The 16270-nt window shown below is 69.8% G+C and carries 16 protein-coding genes; 12 read left to right on the forward strand and 4 right to left on the reverse strand.

Going from position 1 to position 16270, the window contains the following annotated elements:
- Nucleotides 1-15 precede the first annotated feature (15 nt).
- A complete protein-coding gene (locus ITJ66_RS14790; RefSeq protein ID WP_079706653.1) occupies nucleotides 16-1050 on the forward strand; it encodes a 1,4-dihydroxy-2-naphthoate polyprenyltransferase in 1035 nt (344 codons plus the stop codon).
- Here ITJ66_RS14790 and ITJ66_RS14795 read toward each other — a convergent pair.
- Complete coding sequence (locus tag ITJ66_RS14795; RefSeq protein WP_079706654.1) at nucleotides 991-1335, reverse strand: DUF4229 domain-containing protein; 345 nt, start codon at nucleotides 1333-1335, stop codon at nucleotides 991-993. The two genes, ITJ66_RS14790 and ITJ66_RS14795, sit on opposite strands and share 60 nt — an antisense overlap.
- Before the next feature lie 71 nt (nucleotides 1336-1406).
- On the opposite strand from ITJ66_RS14795, the gene ITJ66_RS14800 reads away from it, so the two are divergent.
- The 3 genes from ITJ66_RS14800 to ITJ66_RS14810 are packed head-to-tail and all read left to right on the forward strand — an operon-like array spanning nucleotide 1407 to nucleotide 4482.
- Nucleotides 1407-1829, forward strand: a complete 423-nt coding sequence (locus ITJ66_RS14800; protein ID WP_085514031.1) for a PLD nuclease N-terminal domain-containing protein — start codon at nucleotides 1407-1409, stop codon at nucleotides 1827-1829.
- Nucleotides 1826-3562 (forward strand): 2-succinyl-5-enolpyruvyl-6-hydroxy-3-cyclohexene-1-carboxylic-acid synthase, encoded by a 1737-nt coding sequence (gene menD, locus ITJ66_RS14805; protein WP_194645106.1) that lies wholly within the window; start codon nucleotides 1826-1828, stop codon nucleotides 3560-3562. The genes ITJ66_RS14800 and menD overlap by 4 nt, the downstream gene beginning before the upstream one ends.
- A 56-nt stretch (nucleotides 3563-3618) precedes the next feature.
- Nucleotides 3619-4482, forward strand: coding sequence for a polyphosphate kinase 2 family protein (locus tag ITJ66_RS14810; protein WP_194645107.1), 864 nt, complete (start codon nucleotides 3619-3621; stop codon nucleotides 4480-4482).
- A 16-nt stretch (nucleotides 4483-4498) separates the two neighbouring features.
- Here the strand turns inward: ITJ66_RS14810 and ITJ66_RS14815 are convergent, their stop codons facing one another.
- Both ITJ66_RS14815 and ITJ66_RS14820 read right to left on the reverse strand, forming a co-directional pair.
- A complete protein-coding gene (locus ITJ66_RS14815; protein ID WP_370582671.1) occupies nucleotides 4499-5737 on the reverse strand; it encodes an isochorismate synthase MenF in 1239 nt (412 codons plus the stop codon).
- Nucleotides 5738-5825: 88 nt separating this feature from the next.
- On the reverse strand, nucleotides 5826-6668 hold the full coding sequence (locus ITJ66_RS14820; protein ID WP_194645108.1) for a helix-turn-helix domain-containing protein: 843 nt from the start codon (nucleotides 6666-6668) through the stop codon (nucleotides 5826-5828).
- Nucleotides 6669-6769: 101 nt separating this feature from the next.
- Here ITJ66_RS14820 and ITJ66_RS14825 point away from each other — a divergent pair, with 101 nt between their 5' ends.
- From ITJ66_RS14825 to ITJ66_RS14860, 8 genes are all read left to right on the forward strand, one after another.
- Nucleotides 6770-7450, forward strand: a complete 681-nt coding sequence (locus tag ITJ66_RS14825; protein WP_079706659.1) for an SDR family NAD(P)-dependent oxidoreductase — start codon at nucleotides 6770-6772, stop codon at nucleotides 7448-7450.
- Between the two features lie 63 nt (nucleotides 7451-7513).
- Nucleotides 7514-8218, forward strand: a complete 705-nt coding sequence (locus tag ITJ66_RS14830) for a demethylmenaquinone methyltransferase (RefSeq protein ID WP_124767387.1) — start codon at nucleotides 7514-7516, stop codon at nucleotides 8216-8218.
- 150 nt (nucleotides 8219-8368) lie between these two features.
- A complete protein-coding gene (locus ITJ66_RS14835) occupies nucleotides 8369-9928 on the forward strand; it encodes an APC family permease (protein ID WP_085514037.1) in 1560 nt (519 codons plus the stop codon).
- A gap of 128 nt (nucleotides 9929-10056) precedes the next feature.
- Nucleotides 10057-10494, forward strand: a complete 438-nt coding sequence (locus ITJ66_RS14840; RefSeq protein WP_079706662.1) for a hypothetical protein — start codon at nucleotides 10057-10059, stop codon at nucleotides 10492-10494.
- Nucleotides 10495-10596: 102 nt separating this feature from the next.
- Entirely contained in the window at nucleotides 10597-11658 is a 1062-nt protein-coding gene (locus ITJ66_RS14845) for a polyprenyl synthetase family protein (protein WP_240773800.1), read from the forward strand.
- 113 nt (nucleotides 11659-11771) lie between these two features.
- Complete coding sequence (locus ITJ66_RS14850; RefSeq protein WP_194645109.1) at nucleotides 11772-13157, forward strand: FAD-dependent oxidoreductase; 1386 nt, start codon at nucleotides 11772-11774, stop codon at nucleotides 13155-13157.
- Nucleotides 13158-13244: 87 nt separating this feature from the next.
- Nucleotides 13245-14312 (forward strand): hypothetical protein, encoded by a 1068-nt coding sequence (locus ITJ66_RS19840; RefSeq protein ID WP_192019032.1) that lies wholly within the window; start codon nucleotides 13245-13247, stop codon nucleotides 14310-14312.
- Between the two features lie 72 nt (nucleotides 14313-14384).
- The gene (locus ITJ66_RS14860; protein ID WP_192019033.1) at nucleotides 14385-15422 is read left to right on the forward strand and encodes an alpha/beta hydrolase; all 1038 of its coding nucleotides are present in this window, start codon (nucleotides 14385-14387) and stop codon (nucleotides 15420-15422) included.
- 342 nt (nucleotides 15423-15764) lie between these two features.
- Here ITJ66_RS14860 and ITJ66_RS14865 read toward each other — a convergent pair whose 3' ends face one another.
- Entirely contained in the window at nucleotides 15765-16253 is a 489-nt protein-coding gene (locus ITJ66_RS14865; protein WP_056014685.1) for a YajQ family cyclic di-GMP-binding protein, read from the reverse strand.
- Nucleotides 16254-16270: the final 17 nt, after the last annotated feature.

Genomic DNA, 16270 nt, shown 5'->3' on the forward strand with positions numbered 1-16270 from the left:
GGTAGACTCGCCGTCGTGGCACATGGAGCACGGCCGGCAGCGCCGAAACAGCAGAAGACGTCCGCACCGCGCAGCACGGCGGGTCGTGGCGCGAACGGTGGACGATCCGGCAACCCCGCGCGCGGTGGCGGTCGCAAGGTCCCGCTCGCGAAGCCGGCGACCTTCGGCGACTGGGTCGGTGCGGCCCGAATCCGTACGCTGCCGATGGCCGTCGCCCCCGTACTCATCGGCACCGGTGCCGCGACGATCATCGCGGGCCCCGGGGTCTACCACCCGGTCCGTGCGCTGCTCTGCCTCGTCGTCGCGCTCGCGCTGCAGATCGGCGTCAACTACGCCAACGACTACTCCGACGGGATCCGCGGAACGGACGACCTACGGGTCGGCCCGAGCCGACTGACCGGTTCCGGCGCGGCGAAGCCCAAGACGGTCCTGACCGTCGCGCTCGTGTTCTTCGGTATCGCGGCGGTGGCCGGCATCGTCCTCACGATCCTCACCCAGTTCTGGTGGCTGCTCCTCGTCGGGGCGGTCGCGATCGTCGCCGCCTGGTTCTACACGGGCGGGAAACGTCCCTACGGGTACTTCGCGCTCGGCGAGGTCTTCGTTTTCGTGTTCTTCGGCCTCGTCGCCACGCTCGGCACGACCTTCGTCCAGGTCGGGACCGTGAACCAGGAAGCATGGTTCGGTGCGATCGGCGCGGGCCTCATCGCCTGCGCGGCGCTCGTCGTCAACAACCTCCGCGACCTCGAACAGGACAAGGCGGTCGGGAAGCGCACCCTGTCGACGTTCATCGGCCGGATCGCGTCGAAGGTGCTCTACTGCGTCCTGCTGCTCGTGCCGTTCGGCATCGCCGCGTTCCTCGCGCTGTTCTACCCGATCGCCTGGTTCACCATGTTCGCGCTGCTCGCCGCCATCCCGGCGTGCGTGATCGTGCTGTTCTCCACGACGGCCAGGGAGCAGATCCTGGTGCTCAAGCTGACGGGGCTCGTGCAGCTAGCGTTCGGGGTGATCCTCGGTCTGGCGTTCTTCTACACGCCCGGCATCGCCGGCTGACGACGCTTCCGGTGCCGCCGCGCTCGCATCGAGCGCCGCGTCCTCGGAGTCCTCATCGTCGTGCGGCGTCGGCTTGTCGCCGTGCCGACGGGCGTAGAGCTCCTGTGCGACGGTCTCCCGCGGGGTGCGCAGGAAGATGTAGGACACGCAGAGTCCGATGATCGCGGCGATGATCGCGGCGACCCAGGGCTGCAGACCCGTGAGGAAGACGAGGAGCAGGAGCGGCACCACGAACGCCAACAGGCGGAGGATGGTGTACCGGACGGCGGCGGGAACGCGTTTCACCAGACAAGTCTAGGCGTCCCGCCTGAAGGCAACCCCAGGTAATCACGTCACCTGGCGTTTACGATGGAGACATGGTTCGTCTCTGGATCGGCCTCGCCGTCGCGGCAGTCGTCTTCATCGTGTATTCGGTGGTTGACTGCGCCACGATGCCGCGCGACCGCGTCCGAGGGATCAGCAAGACCTCGTGGATCATCGCCATCCTCCTCCTGCCGGTCATCGGCGGAGTCCTCTGGTGGATCATCGGCCGGGTCCGCGCTCCGAAGGCCGTGCCCCGCGGCTCAGCGCCGGACGACGACCCCGACTTCCTCAAGAAGCTCGACGCCGACCGTGCGCAGACGAAGCGCATCCGCGACCTCGAGGACGAGCTCAACCGCTTCGACGACGAGTCGGGCGACAGCCCGGATGCGACGACGCACGACGACCCCACCCCGGGATCCGACACGCCCGACGACGGTTCCGGCCGCAGACCGCCTGGCGCGCCGAGCGCCTCGTGAACCCGTCCGCCGCTCCCGAGCCCGTCGGCTCGGCTCCCTCGTCGAGCCCGGCCAGCGCGTCCGCGTGGGCACTCCTCGACGCGCTCGTCGCCGTGGGTGTCTCCGACGTCGTCGTCTGCCCAGGTTCCCGGTCGCAGGCGCTCGCGCTCGCCGCTGCCGAGCTGGCGGCCTCCGGACGGATCACCCTGCATGTGCGCATCGACGAGCGGGTCGCCGGCTTCCTCGCCTTGGGCCTCGGCGTCGAGACCGACCGTCCGGCCGTCGTGATCACGACCTCGGGGACGGCGACCGCGAACCTGCATCCGGCGGTCCTCGAAGCGCATCACTCGCGCGTGCCGCTCATCGTCCTCACCGCCGACCGGCCGGCCGAGGCGCACGGCATCCGGGCGAACCAGACGACGAAGCAGGACGACCTCTACGGGTTCGCCGCGCGCCTCGCCGTGGTCGTCGAGGCCCCGACCGGTGCCGACGGTGAGCAGGACGCCGCCCGCGATCTCGCCCAGCGGGCGTACCGCGCCGCGACGGACGTCCTCGATCCGGGCCCGGTGCACCTGAACCTCGCCTTCCGGGAGCCGCTCTCGGGTGGCTTCGACCCGGTCGTCGCCGGGGTGACCCCCGACGTCCCGGTCGAGACGGACGCAACCGCGGAAGCACCGCTCTACCCGGGGCGGCCGCATCTCGTCCTCGAGCGCGGACCCAGGACCCTCGTCGTCGCCGGGCACCATGCCGGCCCGGCCGCCGAGCAGCTTGCGGCGGACGGCGGATGGCCGCTGATCGCGGAGGTGTCGAGCGGATCCCGGTTCGGGCGGAACGTCATCGCCGCCTACCGGGAGCTGCTCCGCGAGGACGACTACCGCGAGGCCGTCGAGCGCGTCGTCGTCTTCGGCCACCCGACCCTCAGTCGCGAGGTCCCGCTCCTGCTCCAGCAGCCGCAGGTCGAGACGATCGTCGTCGCCCCGGCCGGAGCCGAGGTCTACAACCCCGGACGACGGGCCGACCGGATCGTGTCCTCCGTCTCCGTCGAGGCGGGGCCCGCGGATCGCGCTTGGCTCGGAGCCTGGGTCGTCGGATCCCGAGAACGGGTGGTGGACCCCTCGCCTGCAGCCCCCGATCTCGACGGGCTGCACTCGACGACTCCCGCCGAGCGGCTGGCCTCCGTCCGGGCCGAGCTCGACGCCGTCCGCCTCCCGGTCACCCGCGAGGTCCTCGTCGACGCGGTCTGGCGTGCCACCTGGCCGCACGACCGCCTCGTCGTCGGCGCGTCGAGACTCATCCGCGTGGCCGACGGTCTCGTCCCCGGCCGCAATATCAGCGTGCACGCCAACCGCGGACTCGCGGGCATCGACGGCACCATCGCCACCGCCACGGGGATCGCGCTGGCGAGCCAGGCCGACGGAGGCCCAGGTGTGACGCGGGTGCTCCTCGGCGACCTCGCCTTCCTCCACGACGTCGGCGCGATGCTCCTGGACGACGGCGTCGCGCCGCGTCTCCAGGTGATCGTCGGCAACGACGGGGGCGGCACCATCTTCGACGCGCTCGAGGTCGCCCAGAGCGCCCCTGGAGCGCTCTTCGACCGCGTCCAGTACACGCCACAGCACGTCCGGCTGGAGTCGCTCGCGACCGCCTACGGGTGGGAGTACCGCTCGGCCCGCACGCGCACGGAACTCGACCAGGCGTTCACCGCGCCGGTGACCGGTCCCGTCCTCATCGAGGTCCCGCTGCCGCGAGCCTGATCCGTGGGTCCTCCCGGGGGTCGACTTCCGAAGCGACCTGCAGCCAGAATGGGCGGATGACGGCATCGAAGCACGCATCGACCTGGACGGCACCACCCCGAGACACGCTGCGCGTGGGGGAGGGGTTCAGCCTCGCCGACGTCGATCCCTCATCGACGCCGGGCTTCGACGGTGACAAGCAGCAGGGCCGGGTCGAGCTCGACGCAGGGGTGCCCGCGCTGTCCGAGCTGCAGGAGCGACTCTTCGCGGCGAGCACGCAGGGAGCCCCCGAAGCGGTGCTCCTCGTCCTGCAGGCGATGGACACGGCGGGCAAGGGTGGCATCGTCAAGCACGTCGTCGGCTCGGTCGACCCGCAGGGCGTGCACCACCACGCCTTCAAGAAGCCCACGGAGGAGGAGCGGTCCCACGACTTCCTCTGGCGGGTTGAGCCGCACCTGCCGAAGCCCGGTCAGATCGGCGTCTTCGACCGTTCGCACTACGAGGACGTCCTCATCGGTCGGGTGCGTCAGCTCGCCGAGCCGGACGAGATCGAGCGTCGGTACGGGGCGATCAACGACTTCGAGGCGGGCACCGTCGCGAGCGGGACCCGCATCGTCAAGGTGATGCTGCAGATCAGCGCCGACGAGCAGAAGGAACGGCTCGCCGACCGGCTCGCGCGTCCGGACAAGCACTGGAAGTACAACCCGGGCGATGTGGACGAACGCGAGTTGTGGCCGGCCTATCAGGACGCCTATCAGGCGGCGTTCGAGCGGACGAGCACCGAGGTCGCCCCCTGGTTCGTCGTGCCGGCGGACCGCAAGTGGTACGCGCGCATCGCGGTCCAACGGCTGCTGCTCGACGCCCTCGAGGACATCGATCCGCAGTGGCCGGCGGCCGACTACGACATCGCCGTCGAGCAGGCACGACTCGCGGCGAGCTGAAGCGGTGGGCCTCGGCTCAGCCGAAGGCTTCCACGATCGGACGGAACTTCATCTTCGTCTCGATGAGCTCCGTCGCGGCGTCCGAGTCGGCGACGATGCCGCAGCCGGCGTAGGCCGTGATGTCACCGTCCGGCGCGATCTGCGCACACCGGAGGGCCACCGCCCACTCGCCGTCACCCGAGGCGTCCACCCACCCGACCGGACCGGCGTAGCGACCGCGGTCGAACGGTTCCAGCTCGCGGATGAGGGCGACGGCGTCGTGCGTCGGGGTTCCGGCGACGGCGGCGGTCGGGTGCAGACCGTCCATGAGGTCGAGCGAGGACGAGCCGTCCGAGAGTCGTCCGTCGATGTCGGTCGCGAGGTGCCAGAGGTTCGGCAACTTGAGGGTGAAGGGGACCTCGCTGCGGCGCAACTGGGGGCTGTGTGCCTGCAGCGCGGTCAGCACCGACTGCACGGCGAACTGGTGCTCACCCTGGTCCTTCGCGCTCGTCATGAGTGCGACGGCCTGGTCGTGGTCGCTCTCGGCGTCGGGACCGCGCGAGATCGTGCCGGCGAGGACGCGCGCCGAGACGGCACCCCGATCCACTCGGACGAGCGTCTCCGGGCTCGAGCCGATGAAGCCGTCGACCGCGTAGGTCCAGCAGTCGGGGTAGCCGAGGGCGAGGTCGTGGAGCACTCGGCGGCGGTCCGCTTCCGCGGGGAGGTGCCCGGCCAGGTCGCGTGCGAGCACGACCTTGCTCAGGCCGCCGGCCTGGATGCGGGCGATGGCGCGCTCGGCCGAGTCGAGGTAGCCGTCGCGGCTCTGCACACCGGGGGTCAGCTGGATACGGTACTCGGGCCCGTAGGCCGTGGTCACGGGATCGACGTCCTCCGCGCCGTCGCCGAGGGAGACCCGCGTGATGAAGCTCGCGTCGGGGTACCGGCCGATGATCGTGCGCGGCACGATGAGGACGCTCGTCGCGGAGGACTCGTCGTCGAAGGCGAACGTGCCGAACGCGACCAGGCCGGTCCCGGGCCGTCGTACCTCGTCCGTCACCACTGCTGCGGCGCAGACGTCCCGCCAGGCCGCCGCGGCACGCGTGAACCGGTCGGGGCCCGAGAACTCCAGGCGGAGCGCCTCACCAAGTCCGACCAGCCCGTGTCCCTTCCGCACCCAGAGGAGCGGCGAGGTCTGGTCGGCGAACGGGAGGAGCTGGCGCGGGTCGTCGATGGCGACGGTCTGGGCGACCAGTGACGAGGTCAGGGGAATGGTCACCGTTCAACCCTACGCCCGCGCAGGAGGGGTCCCTCCCCGCCGCAGCCCGACGGGTGGAGGGTCGGTCACCGCCTCGTCGGCGGGCCGTTCACCGGCCGGACGTGCCGATCGTCTGCAACCCGGTGACCCCGAGCAGTGCGAGTTTCGCCGCGTCCTCGGTGCCCGGTGCCGCCGTGTACACGACGATGCGCAGGTCGCCGCCCGGCGTGGACAGGACGTCGCAGTCGACGGTGATCGGTCCGACCGGCGTCCGCGTGACCGTCTTCCGGCTCGCCCGGTGCTCCGCGACCCTGGCCTCCGCCCAGCGCCGTTCGAACTCGGGTGACACCGATCGCAGCCGGGCGACGAGTCGTGCGAGCTCGTCGTCCCGCGGGTAGCGCCCGACCGCCGCCCGGAGGTCTGCGGCGAGGTCGCTCGCGAACTCCTCCTCGTGCTGCTCGTCGAAGTCCGTGCCGTCGTGCCCCGCGGTGAAGTGCCGCCACACCAGGTTGCGATCGTCACCGACGAGGGTGGAGGGATCGCCGTTCACCGCGGCCCACAGCGGGTTCCAGAGCAGGATGTCGTGAGCGGCGGAGAAGACCGCCAGCGGCACGTCGCCGAGCCGGTCGACGATGCGCTGCACTCCCGGACCGATGTGCCGCGGGACGACCCCGGGCGGTGGTGGCGCGGCTCCGGCGACCCGGTAGAGGTGGTCGCGCTCCTGATCCGTCAGTCGCAGTGCGACTGCGAGGGCCCGCAGCAGTTGCGGCGAGGGATTCCGGGCGCGGCCCTGCTCGAGCCTGACGATGTAGTCCACGCTGATGCCGGCGAGGGCCGAGAGCTCCTCGCGGCGCAGGCCGGCCGTCCGTCTTCCTGGGCCGGCGGGGAGACCGACCTCGGCAGGGGAGACCCGTTCGCGCCAGGCCCGGAGCACACCGGCGAATTCGTCCATCCGGCCATTGTGCCCCCGGTGTCGGTCCGCATCCTGGTACTGCCGGTCCCCCTGTCGACCGGGGCCCGGCGGACCGACCATGCCGGGCGGAGCATGGACCCATGACCACCACACTCATCACCGGGGCCAACAAGAGCCTCGGACTCGAAACCGCACGCCGACTGATCGACGCCGGCCACACCGTCTACGCCGGCATGCGCGACCTGGGCCGCGGCGATGCCGTCGCCGCGCTCGGCGCCCACCCCGTCCAGCTCGACGTCACCGACCAGGCGAGCGTCGACGCGGCGCTCGCAGCGCTCCCGGAGCTCGACGTGCTCGTCAACAACGCCGGCGTGCTCGGCACGTCCTTCGGCGTGGACGACCTCACCCCGGAGTCGATGCAGGACGTCCTCGACACGAACGTCGTCGGTGTCGTCCGCGTCACCCAGGCCGCGTTGCCCCTCCTGCGCCGATCGTCCCGACCCGTCATCGTGAACGTCGCCTCGGGAGTGGGATGGCCCCGCTTCCTCACCTCCGAGGAGGCCGACGAGTTCGCGGTACCGACGATCCCGTACGCCGCGTCGAAGGCGGCCGTCATCACACTCACCGTGCAGTACGCGAAGAACCTGCCCGGGTTCCGGGTGAACGTGAGCGACCCGGGCTACACCGCGACCGACTTCAACGGACACGGTGGCCATCAGACGGTGACCGAGGGGACGGACGCGACCGTCGCGCTCGCCCTGCTCGGTCCGGACGGTCCCACCGGGGAGTTCCACAACCGGCACGGACGCATCGACTACTGAGCGCGAGCCTGGGAGCCGTGCTCGGACGGCCGGCTCCCAGCGGCGCGGACGTAGGATGGACGGGTGAACCGCGCCGACCTCTCCAAGCAGCCCGAGCAGGTCTCGGCCATGTTCGACGACGTCTCGACGAAGTACGACCGCATGAACGCGGTCCTCTCCGTCGGGAACGACGCCCTGTGGCGCATCGCGACCACTCGTGCGGTCGGTCCGGCCGCCGGTGAGCGCATCCTCGACCTCGCGGCCGGCACGGGAACGTCCTCCGCGGCGCTGGCACGCAACGGTGCACAGGTCGTGGCTGCCGACTTCTCGCCCGGCATGATCGCCGTGGGTCGCGACAAGTACGCCGACCGCTCCGACATCCAGTTCGTCGAGGCCGACGCGACCGACCTCCCCTTCGCCGACGAGGAGTTCGACGCGACGACGATCTCCTTCGGCCTCCGCAACGTCGTCCGCCCGAAGGACGCCCTCGCCGAGATGCTCCGGGTCACGAAGCCCGGCGGCCGGATCGTCATCTGCGAATTCTCCACGCCGACCCTCGCCCCGATGCGCGCCGCCTACAACCTCTACCTCGAGCGCGTGATGCCGCTCGTCGCCGGCGTCGCATCGTCGAACGCCGAGGCGTACACCTACCTCAACGACTCGATCCGCGCCTGGCCGAGCCAGCCGGAGCTGGCCGCCTGGCTGCGTGAAGCGGGCTACGAGCACGTCGCCTATCGCAACCTCACCGGCGGGATCGTCGCCCTGCACCGCGGACTCAAGCCGGCCTGAGTCTCGTCACCGTCGGGGTTCGTCTCGGCATTCTCGAGGGGTGGAACCTGTTGATCCCGTCACTTCCCGCGAGTCGGCGCGACTGATTCCGTAGCCCGGTCCCGAACGGGAGCATTGACACACGGGTGCGCCCGGCCCTACCGTTCCGTCATGACAGCACAGGACACGGCCCGCGGGTCCCAGCCGGCATCACCCACCGGCGGCAAGGGTCTCGCCACCGGCACCCTCGGCCTCTTCGGCTCCGTGATCATCGGCTTGGCGTCGACCGCGCCGGTGTACTCGCTCGTCGCGACGCTCGGGTTCGTCGTGCTCGCCGTCGGTGCCCAGGCGCCGATCGCCTTCATCGTCGCCTTCATCCCGATGCTGTTCATCGCGTTCGCCTACCGCGAGCTGAACCGCGACGTACCGGACTGCGGCACGACCTTCACCTGGGCGACGAAGGCCTTCGGCCCGGTCACCGGCTGGATCGGCGGGTGGGGCGTCGCGCTCGCCGGCATCGTGGTGCTCGCGAACCTCGCACAGATCGCGGGGCAGTACCTGTGGTTGCTCATCGGTGACGGCTCCCTCGCCTCGAACGTCCCGCTCGTCACCGCGACCGGTGTCGTGTTCATCGCCCTCATGACGTGGGTGTCGTACCGCGGCATCGAGCTGGGGGAGCGGATCCAGAACATCCTCCTCGCGGTCCAGTACCTCGCACTCGTGCTGTTCGCCGTGTTCGCCTTCATCGGAGCGTCGAACGGCACCGCGCCCGACGCGACGCCGATCTCGCTCGACTGGTTCAACCCGTTCGCGTTCACCGATTACCACGGCTTCATCGAGGCGGTGCTGCTCGCACTCTTCATCTACTGGGGTTGGGACACCTGCCTCGCCCTGAACGAGGAGACGAAGGACCCGCAGAAGATCCCGGGCCGCGCGGCGGTCATCTCCACGGTAATCCTGCTGGTCACCTACGTCACCGTCACGGTCGCCGCCATGGTCTACGCCGGACTCGGGACCACGGGCACCGGCCTCGCCAACGAGGACAACGCGAACGACATCTTCCTGGCGCTGAAGGACCTCGTGCTCGGACCGTGGGCGTGGATCCTGGTCGTCGCCGTGCTCATCTCGGCGGTGTCGTCGACGCAGACGACGATCCTCCCGACGGCGCGCGGCACGCTCGCGATGGCTGCCTACAAGGCGCTGCCGAAACGGTTCGCGACCGTCCACCCGACCTTCAAGACGCCGTCCTTCTCGACGCTCGTCATGGGCATCGTCGCGATCGTCTACTACGTCGGCATGACGCTCGTGAGCGAGAACATCCTGGCGGACTCGATCCTCTCCCTCGGACTCGCGATCGCCTTCTACTACGGCATCACCGGGTACGCGTGCGTCTGGTACTTCCGGAAGGTGCTCTTCCGCTCCGCGCAGGACTTCTTCTTCAAGGGCCTCTTCCCGCTCCTCGGGGCGCTCATGCTCACCTTCGCCTTCGTGCAGAGCTGCATCGACATGTTCGACGTCGACTACGGCTACACGGTCCTCTTCGGCGTCGGCGGCACGTTCGTCATCGGCGTCGGTTCGCTGGCCTTCGGTTTCGTGCTCATGCTGCTCTGGTACAGCCGGAAGTCCTCGCGGCCCTTCTTCCGCGGGGAGAGCCTCAACCGCGACACCGAGGTCCTCGTGCCCGACGAGCCGATCGAGTACGGCCGCTCCGTCGACGGCGGTCTCGCCTGACCTCCGGTCCCTGAGCCTCACTCCGGTCCCTGAGCCTCCCTCCGGTCCCTGAGCCTCCCTCCGGTCCCTGAGCTTGTCGAAGGGCGCATCTCCCGGGGTCGTCCAGGCGGGCCGGGCATACTGGTGGGATGTTGGACACCCTGCCAGGCGGCCCGTGGATCTGGGGCGTCGCGATCGTCGGTCTCGTGCTCGTCGTCATCCTCCTGAACGCCAGGCGGGCGAAGTCGGCGTTCGCGAAGCCGTACGAGCGCTACGACACCACCGAGATCCCGCCGGACACCCCGGGTACCCGCGAGTTCATCGTGCGAGACGACGCGACCGGTGCACGGCTCCAGTTCGTGGCGTCCGGGCCGTCGGCCAGGATCGCCCTCGTCGTCGTGCCGCCGAAACACCTCGGGACCGGCGTCGAAGCCGGCCTCTTCCGCGCCGCGCTGCCGACCGCCCAGGGCGTCGACGCCTGGACCTGGCCGCCGCTCAACACCGACGGATACTCGATGCTGCTCGACCTCGCGCACGAGTTCCCGCATCTGGCGTTCTACGACGCTGAGGGCGTGCGACTCCGCTGAATCGGGTCGTGTGGTCCGACCACAGCTGCCAATCACCTGATCGCGCCCGTGGATTCCGGTCCTCCGGCACAGGTGACGGGCTGCCCCGGCTAGGCTAGAGCTGTGAATCCCAGCGCGACCCGCCGTGTCAGCAACCTGGCCAGCCAGGCCGGGCTTGCCGAACGCATGTTCGCGACCGGTGCAGACCGCAAGCTCGCCAAGACCATCGACGACGGCGTGGCCCGCCTCGAGATCGGTCTGGAAGAGCAGCTCGGGTTCACCGACGACCTCGTCGACGTCACCGCGCGCTATCTGCTCGAGGCCGGCGGCAAGCGGGTCCGCCCGCTGCTCACCATGCTCATCGCCCAGCTCGGCGACGGCATCACCGACAACGTCCTGCGGGCGGCCGAGGCGATCGAGATCACCCACCTCGGCTCGCTGTACCACGACGACGTCATGGACGACGCCGACAAGCGTCGCGGCGTGCCCAGCGCCCACCAGGTGTTCGGCAACAACACCGCCATCCTCACCGGCGACCTCCTGTTCGCCCGTGCCAGCCAGATCATGGCCGACCTCGGCGAGCGGGCGATCCGGATCCAGGCCGCCACGTTCGAGCGCCTCGTGCTGGGGCAGCTGCACGAGACCACCGGTCCTCGCGAGGGCCAGGACGAGGTCGAGCACTACATCCAGGTCCTCGCCGACAAGACCGGGTCGCTCATCGCCGCTGCGGCCCGGAGCGGCGTCATCTTCTCCAACGCCCCCGAGGCGTACGAGAGCGCGGTCGTCGAGTTCGGCGAGAAGGTCGGCATCGCCTTCCAGCTCATCGACGACGTCATCGACCTGTCGCCGCAGCCCGAGGAGACCGGCAAGGTCCCCGGCACCGACCTGCGGGCCGGCGTCGTCACCCTCCCCATGCTCTACCTGCGCCGCGAGGCCGTCGCTGACCCCGAGGCGGCAGCGCTCGTCGCCCGGCTCGACGCCGAGGTCACGGAGACGGACCACGACCCCGCCCGGTTCGCTGCGCTCGTCGCCACCCTGCGCGACCACGCCGTGACCGCACGGACCTTCGCCGAGGCCCGGCAGTGGGCCGACGAAGCGATCGCGGCACTCGCACCGCTGCCCGACGGCTCGGTCAAGAAGGCGCTCGTGCACTTCGCGAAGGCGATCGTCGACCGAAGGAGTTGATGACGGCGCCGCTCCACCGGGGCGGCACGGCATCCCAGACGCGCATGCATGACGGCCGGAGCGCTTCACCGGCCGCACCCGGAACCCCGCACGGGGACACGAAAGGAACCACCGTGACCAAGCTCAGGCTGGCCATCGTCGGCGCAGGACCCGCAGGCATCTACGCGGCGGACATCCTCCTGAAGGCGGAACGGAAGTTCGACGTCTCCATCGACCTCTTCGAGCAGCTTCCGGCCCCGTACGGTCTGGTCCGTTACGGCGTCGCGCCCGACCACCCGCGTATCAAGGGGATCATCAACGCGCTCCGCGACGTCCTCGACCGAGGCGACATCCGGATTTTCGGCAACGTCCGCTTCGGCGTCGACATCACGCTCGACGACCTCAAGCACCACTACAACGCCGTGATCTTCTCCACGGGTGCCGTCGACGACGCCCCGCTCGACATCCCGGGCATCGACCTCGACGGGTCGTACGGTGCCGCCGAGTTCGTGAGCTGGTTCGACGGACACCCCGACGTCCCACGCACCTGGCCGCTCGAGGCGGAGTCGATCGCCGTGATCGGCAACGGCAACGTGGCGCTCGACGTCGCTCGGATGCTCGCGAAGCACCCGGAGGACCTGCTCCCGACCGAGATCCCTGCCAACGTCCACGAGGGGCTGCAGCAGTCGCCCGTGACCGACGTGCACGTCTTCGGGCGTCGTGGACCCGCGCAGGTGAAGTTCACGCCGCTGGAGCTCCGCGAACTCGGGGAACTCAACGACGTCGACATGATCCTGGCCGACGAGGACTTCGACTACGACGAGGCGTCGAAGGCGGCGGTGGCGAGCAACAAGCAGGTCATGGTCATCGACCGCGTCCTGCAACAGTGGCGCAAGCGCGAGACCGGTCAGGCCTCGCGCCGCCTGCACCTGCACTTCTACGCGAAGCCGCTCGAAGTCGTCGACGACGGTTCCGGCAAGGTCGCCGCCTTCCGGTACGAGCGGACGAGACCAGACGGACAGGGCGGGGTCGAGGGCACGGGTAAGATCCGCGAGGTCCCGATCCAGGCGCTCTATCGCGCGGTGGGGTACTTCGGAAGCCCGCTGCCCGGCGTGCCCTTCGACTCGCGGCACGGCGTCATCCCCAACCACGAGGGCAAGGTCCTCCACCCCGAGAGCAACGAGCGCGTCCCGGGCGTCTACGCGACCGGGTGGATCAAGCGTGGTCCGGTCGGCCTGATCGGCCACACGAAGTCGGACGCGATGGAGACCATCAGCCACGTCATCAACGACCAGGCGGACTGGTGGGCGCCGGCCGAACCCGAGGAGGAGGCCGTCGTCGCGCTGCTCGAGTCGCGTGGCGTCGCCTACACGGACCTCGAGGGCTGGCACCTCCTCGACCAGCACGAGATCGCGCTCGGTGAACCACAGGGTCGTGCCCGCATCAAGGTCGTGCCGCGTGAGGAGATGGTGGCGATCTCGCGGGCGCAGTCGTCGGGCACCGGGACACCGTCCGCCTGAGCCGCGCCCGCGATCCCGCCGATCGCCCCGCGTCAAGCCGCTCGTCGGAACCCGGTTCCGAGGGGCGCCGGTCACTATGCTGGACGGATGACCGACCCCAACGCGCCCCAGAACGTCCCGTCGGAGCAGCCGACGTCCGTACCGCCGTCCGAGCCGCCGGCATTCGTCGCCGACGGCCAGCAGCAGCAACAGCAGCAGCCGCGCTACGGCGAGATGCACCCGGACCCCGTGCAGCAGCAGTGGGACCAGACGGGTCAGCAGACCCCGGCTCCGCAGCAGGGTGGCCAGTGGGGCCAGCCGCAGACCGGTGAGCAGGCGGGCCAGTGGGGTCAGCCGCAGCAGGGCCAGTACGGCCAGCCGCAGCAGCCGGGCCAGCCGCAGCACACCGGCCAGTACGGTCAGGACACGGGGCAGTACGGCCAGCCGCAGCAGACCGGTCAGTACGGAGCCCCCCAGGGCCAGTACGGACAGCCGCAGCAGGGGCAGTACGGTCAGCCGCAGCAGTACGCGCAGCCTCAGCAGAAGGCGCCGAACCCCCGTGCACGCGAGACGCGTCTCGCGCTCGTGTCGGTCGGGATCGCAGCGGGTATCGCCGCGGCCGTCGCACTGGTGAGCCTCATCGGGTCCTTCTTCAGCATCTCGGAGTACTACCCCGTCGGCGACGTCCTGTTGAGCTTTGGCGCGAATCTCGTGAACATCGCCCTCTGGGGTGCGGGAGCGGCTCTCATCCTCATCATGGTCCGTCCGCTCACGCGGGTCCGCACCGCCCGCGACCTGATCCAGTCGGTGGGCATCGCCGCGGCCGTCGGCACGGGCGTCATGCTGCTCATCGTGCTCATCGTCACCATCGTGCGCGGCGTCGTCGAGCAGTACGGCACGCCGGCGTTCTTCGTCAATCAGGGCTTCCTCTCGCCGATCCTCTACGGGGTCACCCTCGCGGGCTTCCTCACGATCGGCGCCGTGCTCGTGACGCGGTTCGTCGCTCCCGAGGGACTCGCCGACGCCCCGCACGAGCAGCACAGTGGTCAGCAGCACGGTCAGCAGTTCCTGCAGGGTCAGCACGAGCAGCAGGGGCCGCAGCAGCACGGTCAGCCGCAGCAGCCCTACGGACAGCAGCCGCAGGCACCGCAGCAGCACAACCCGTACCAGCAGTAGTCGGAGGCCGGATGGTCGGCGCATGAGCCCGACCATCCGGCCCTCGATCACCCGTCACGGTAACGTGGCCGTATGGCCGGATCTCGCGGGTGGACCGCCGACATCCTCGGCGAGGGTTTCCAGCAGCGCACGCTGGCCCTCGAACCGGATGACGAGGGCGACGTCGTCGCGACCCTTGTCCGCTACCGCATGCCGCCCCTCGAGCAGCTCGGTGAGTTCCTGCTGCCCGACGTCGCGGACGGCATCGACGTCCTGTACGTCCACGGCTGGTCCGACTACTTCTTCCAACGTCATCTGGCTCGATTCTGGGCCAGGCTCGGTGCGCGGTTCTACGCGCTCGACCTGCGCAAGTACGGCCGGAGTCTCCGTCCGCACCAGACGCCGGGATACGTCGACGACCTCCGCACCTACGACGAGGACATCGAGGCCGCGCTCGCGGTGATGGGGCACGGCCCCGAGGACCACGCTGCCGGGCGTCGGACCCGCCGCCGACTCGTCCTCCTCGGTCACTCGACCGGCGGGCTCACCCTGAGTCTCTGGACGGCCCGGAACCAGGATCGCGTCGCCGGTCTCGTGCTGAACAGTCCGTGGCTCGAATTCCAGGCGAGGCAGCTCGGGCGGCTCGCGATCGCCCCGCTCGTCCAAGCCGGATCGCGGATCGACCCGCGTGCGCAGCTCCCCGTCGTCGACCTCGGGTTCTACACCCGCTCCGTGTCGAGCACGATGGACGGGGCATGGGACTACGACTTCGCCTGGCGTCCGCTCCACGGCTTCCCATTGCATCCGGGGTGGTTGAACGCGATCCTGCGAGGGCATCGGCTCGTCGACGCGGGCCTGCAGCTGCGTGTGCCGGCACTCACGCTGTTGTCGGCGCGGAGCGTCCTGCTGCCGCGGTGGAACGAGGCGATGATGCGGAGTGACACGGCGCTCGACGTCGACGCGGTCGCGGAACGCGCACTCGACCTCGGCGAGACCGTCACGATCGTGCGCCTCGACGGCGCGCTGCACGACGTCTTCCTGTCCGAGGAGCCCGTCCGACAGCGCGCGTTCGAGCAGATCGTCGCGTGGGGACGTGGCTACCTCACGAAGCCGCCGACCGCCGACCGCTAGCGTTCAGCGGGCGGGAGGTGACGTCGCGAGCCCATCGGACGTCGCGGATCCGGTCGCCCGGCGGCGAGCCAGTCGGCGTAGCTGTGATTCGCGCCGATCGTGCACCAGCACGGGACACCGACCTCCTGGCCGGCGCGCGAGGTCCGGAAGAGTTCGAGATGCGACCCGTCCGCGGGTCTGTGGTGATCCACTGCTCCACTCCAACCATCGAGCCCGCTCGTGCGGGTACGGTTCGTCCGGCACTGTGCCGAACGGGAGCACGCTGGATCGGGTGCTCCGGTGAAGAGAGTGGTGCGGAGGTCGATCATGACGCGATCGAGGTGATCGACCGCGTCCGACCAGCTAGCGGTAGTTGACGAACTGAAGGTCGATGTCGAGGTCGGCGCCCTTGAGCAGCGCCATGGTGGCCTGGAGATCGTCACGGCTCTTCGACGAGACACGGAGCTCGTCGCCCTGGATCTGCGACTTGACCGACTTCGGGCCCTCGTCGCGGATGAGCTTGTTGGCCTTCTTCGCGATCTCCTGGCTGATGCCCTCCTTGAGGGTCGCCTCGATCCGGTACTCCTTGCCGCTCGCGAACGGGTCGCCGACCTCGAGGCTCTTGAGCGAGATGCCGCGCTTGATGAGCTTCGACTCGAAGACGTCGAGGATCGCCTTCACGCGCTCCTCGGTGTTCGCCTTCATGAGGATCTTCTCGCCGCTCCAGGCGATCGAGGCACCGACGTTCTTGAAGTCGTACCGCTGCTCGACCTCCTTGTGCGCCTGGTTGAGGGCGTTGTCCGCCTCCATCTTGTCGACCTTGCTCACGACGTCAAACGATGAATCTGCCATGTGGACCATGGTAGCGC

It is taken from the genome of Plantibacter sp. VKM Ac-2885 (genome assembly GCF_015351205.1).
Classification (GTDB): domain Bacteria; phylum Actinomycetota; class Actinomycetes; order Actinomycetales; family Microbacteriaceae; genus Plantibacter; species Plantibacter auratus.

Bases quoted from the DNA above. Each gene is read 5' to 3' on its own strand.
- ITJ66_RS19840 (WP_192019032.1), top strand. From the start codon at position 13,245: ATGACCGACCCCAACGCGCCCCAGAACGTCCCGTCGGAGCAGCCGACG.
- ITJ66_RS14800 (WP_085514031.1), top strand. From the start codon at position 1,407: ATGGTTCGTCTCTGGATCGGCCTCGCCGTCGCGGCAGTCGTCTTCATC.
- ITJ66_RS14865 (WP_056014685.1), bottom strand. From the start codon at position 16,253: ATGGCAGATTCATCGTTTGACGTCGTGAGCAAGGTCGACAAGATGGAG.
- ITJ66_RS14820 (WP_194645108.1), bottom strand. From the start codon at position 6,668: ATGGACGAATTCGCCGGTGTGCTCCGGGCCTGGCGCGAACGGGTCTCC.
- ITJ66_RS14840 (WP_079706662.1), top strand. From the start codon at position 10,057: ATGTTGGACACCCTGCCAGGCGGCCCGTGGATCTGGGGCGTCGCGATC.
- ITJ66_RS14825 (WP_079706659.1), top strand. From the start codon at position 6,770: ATGACCACCACACTCATCACCGGGGCCAACAAGAGCCTCGGACTCGAA.
- ITJ66_RS14810 (WP_194645107.1), top strand. From the start codon at position 3,619: ATGACGGCATCGAAGCACGCATCGACCTGGACGGCACCACCCCGAGAC.
- ITJ66_RS14860 (WP_192019033.1), top strand. From the start codon at position 14,385: ATGGCCGGATCTCGCGGGTGGACCGCCGACATCCTCGGCGAGGGTTTC.
- ITJ66_RS14835 (WP_085514037.1), top strand. From the start codon at position 8,369: ATGACAGCACAGGACACGGCCCGCGGGTCCCAGCCGGCATCACCCACC.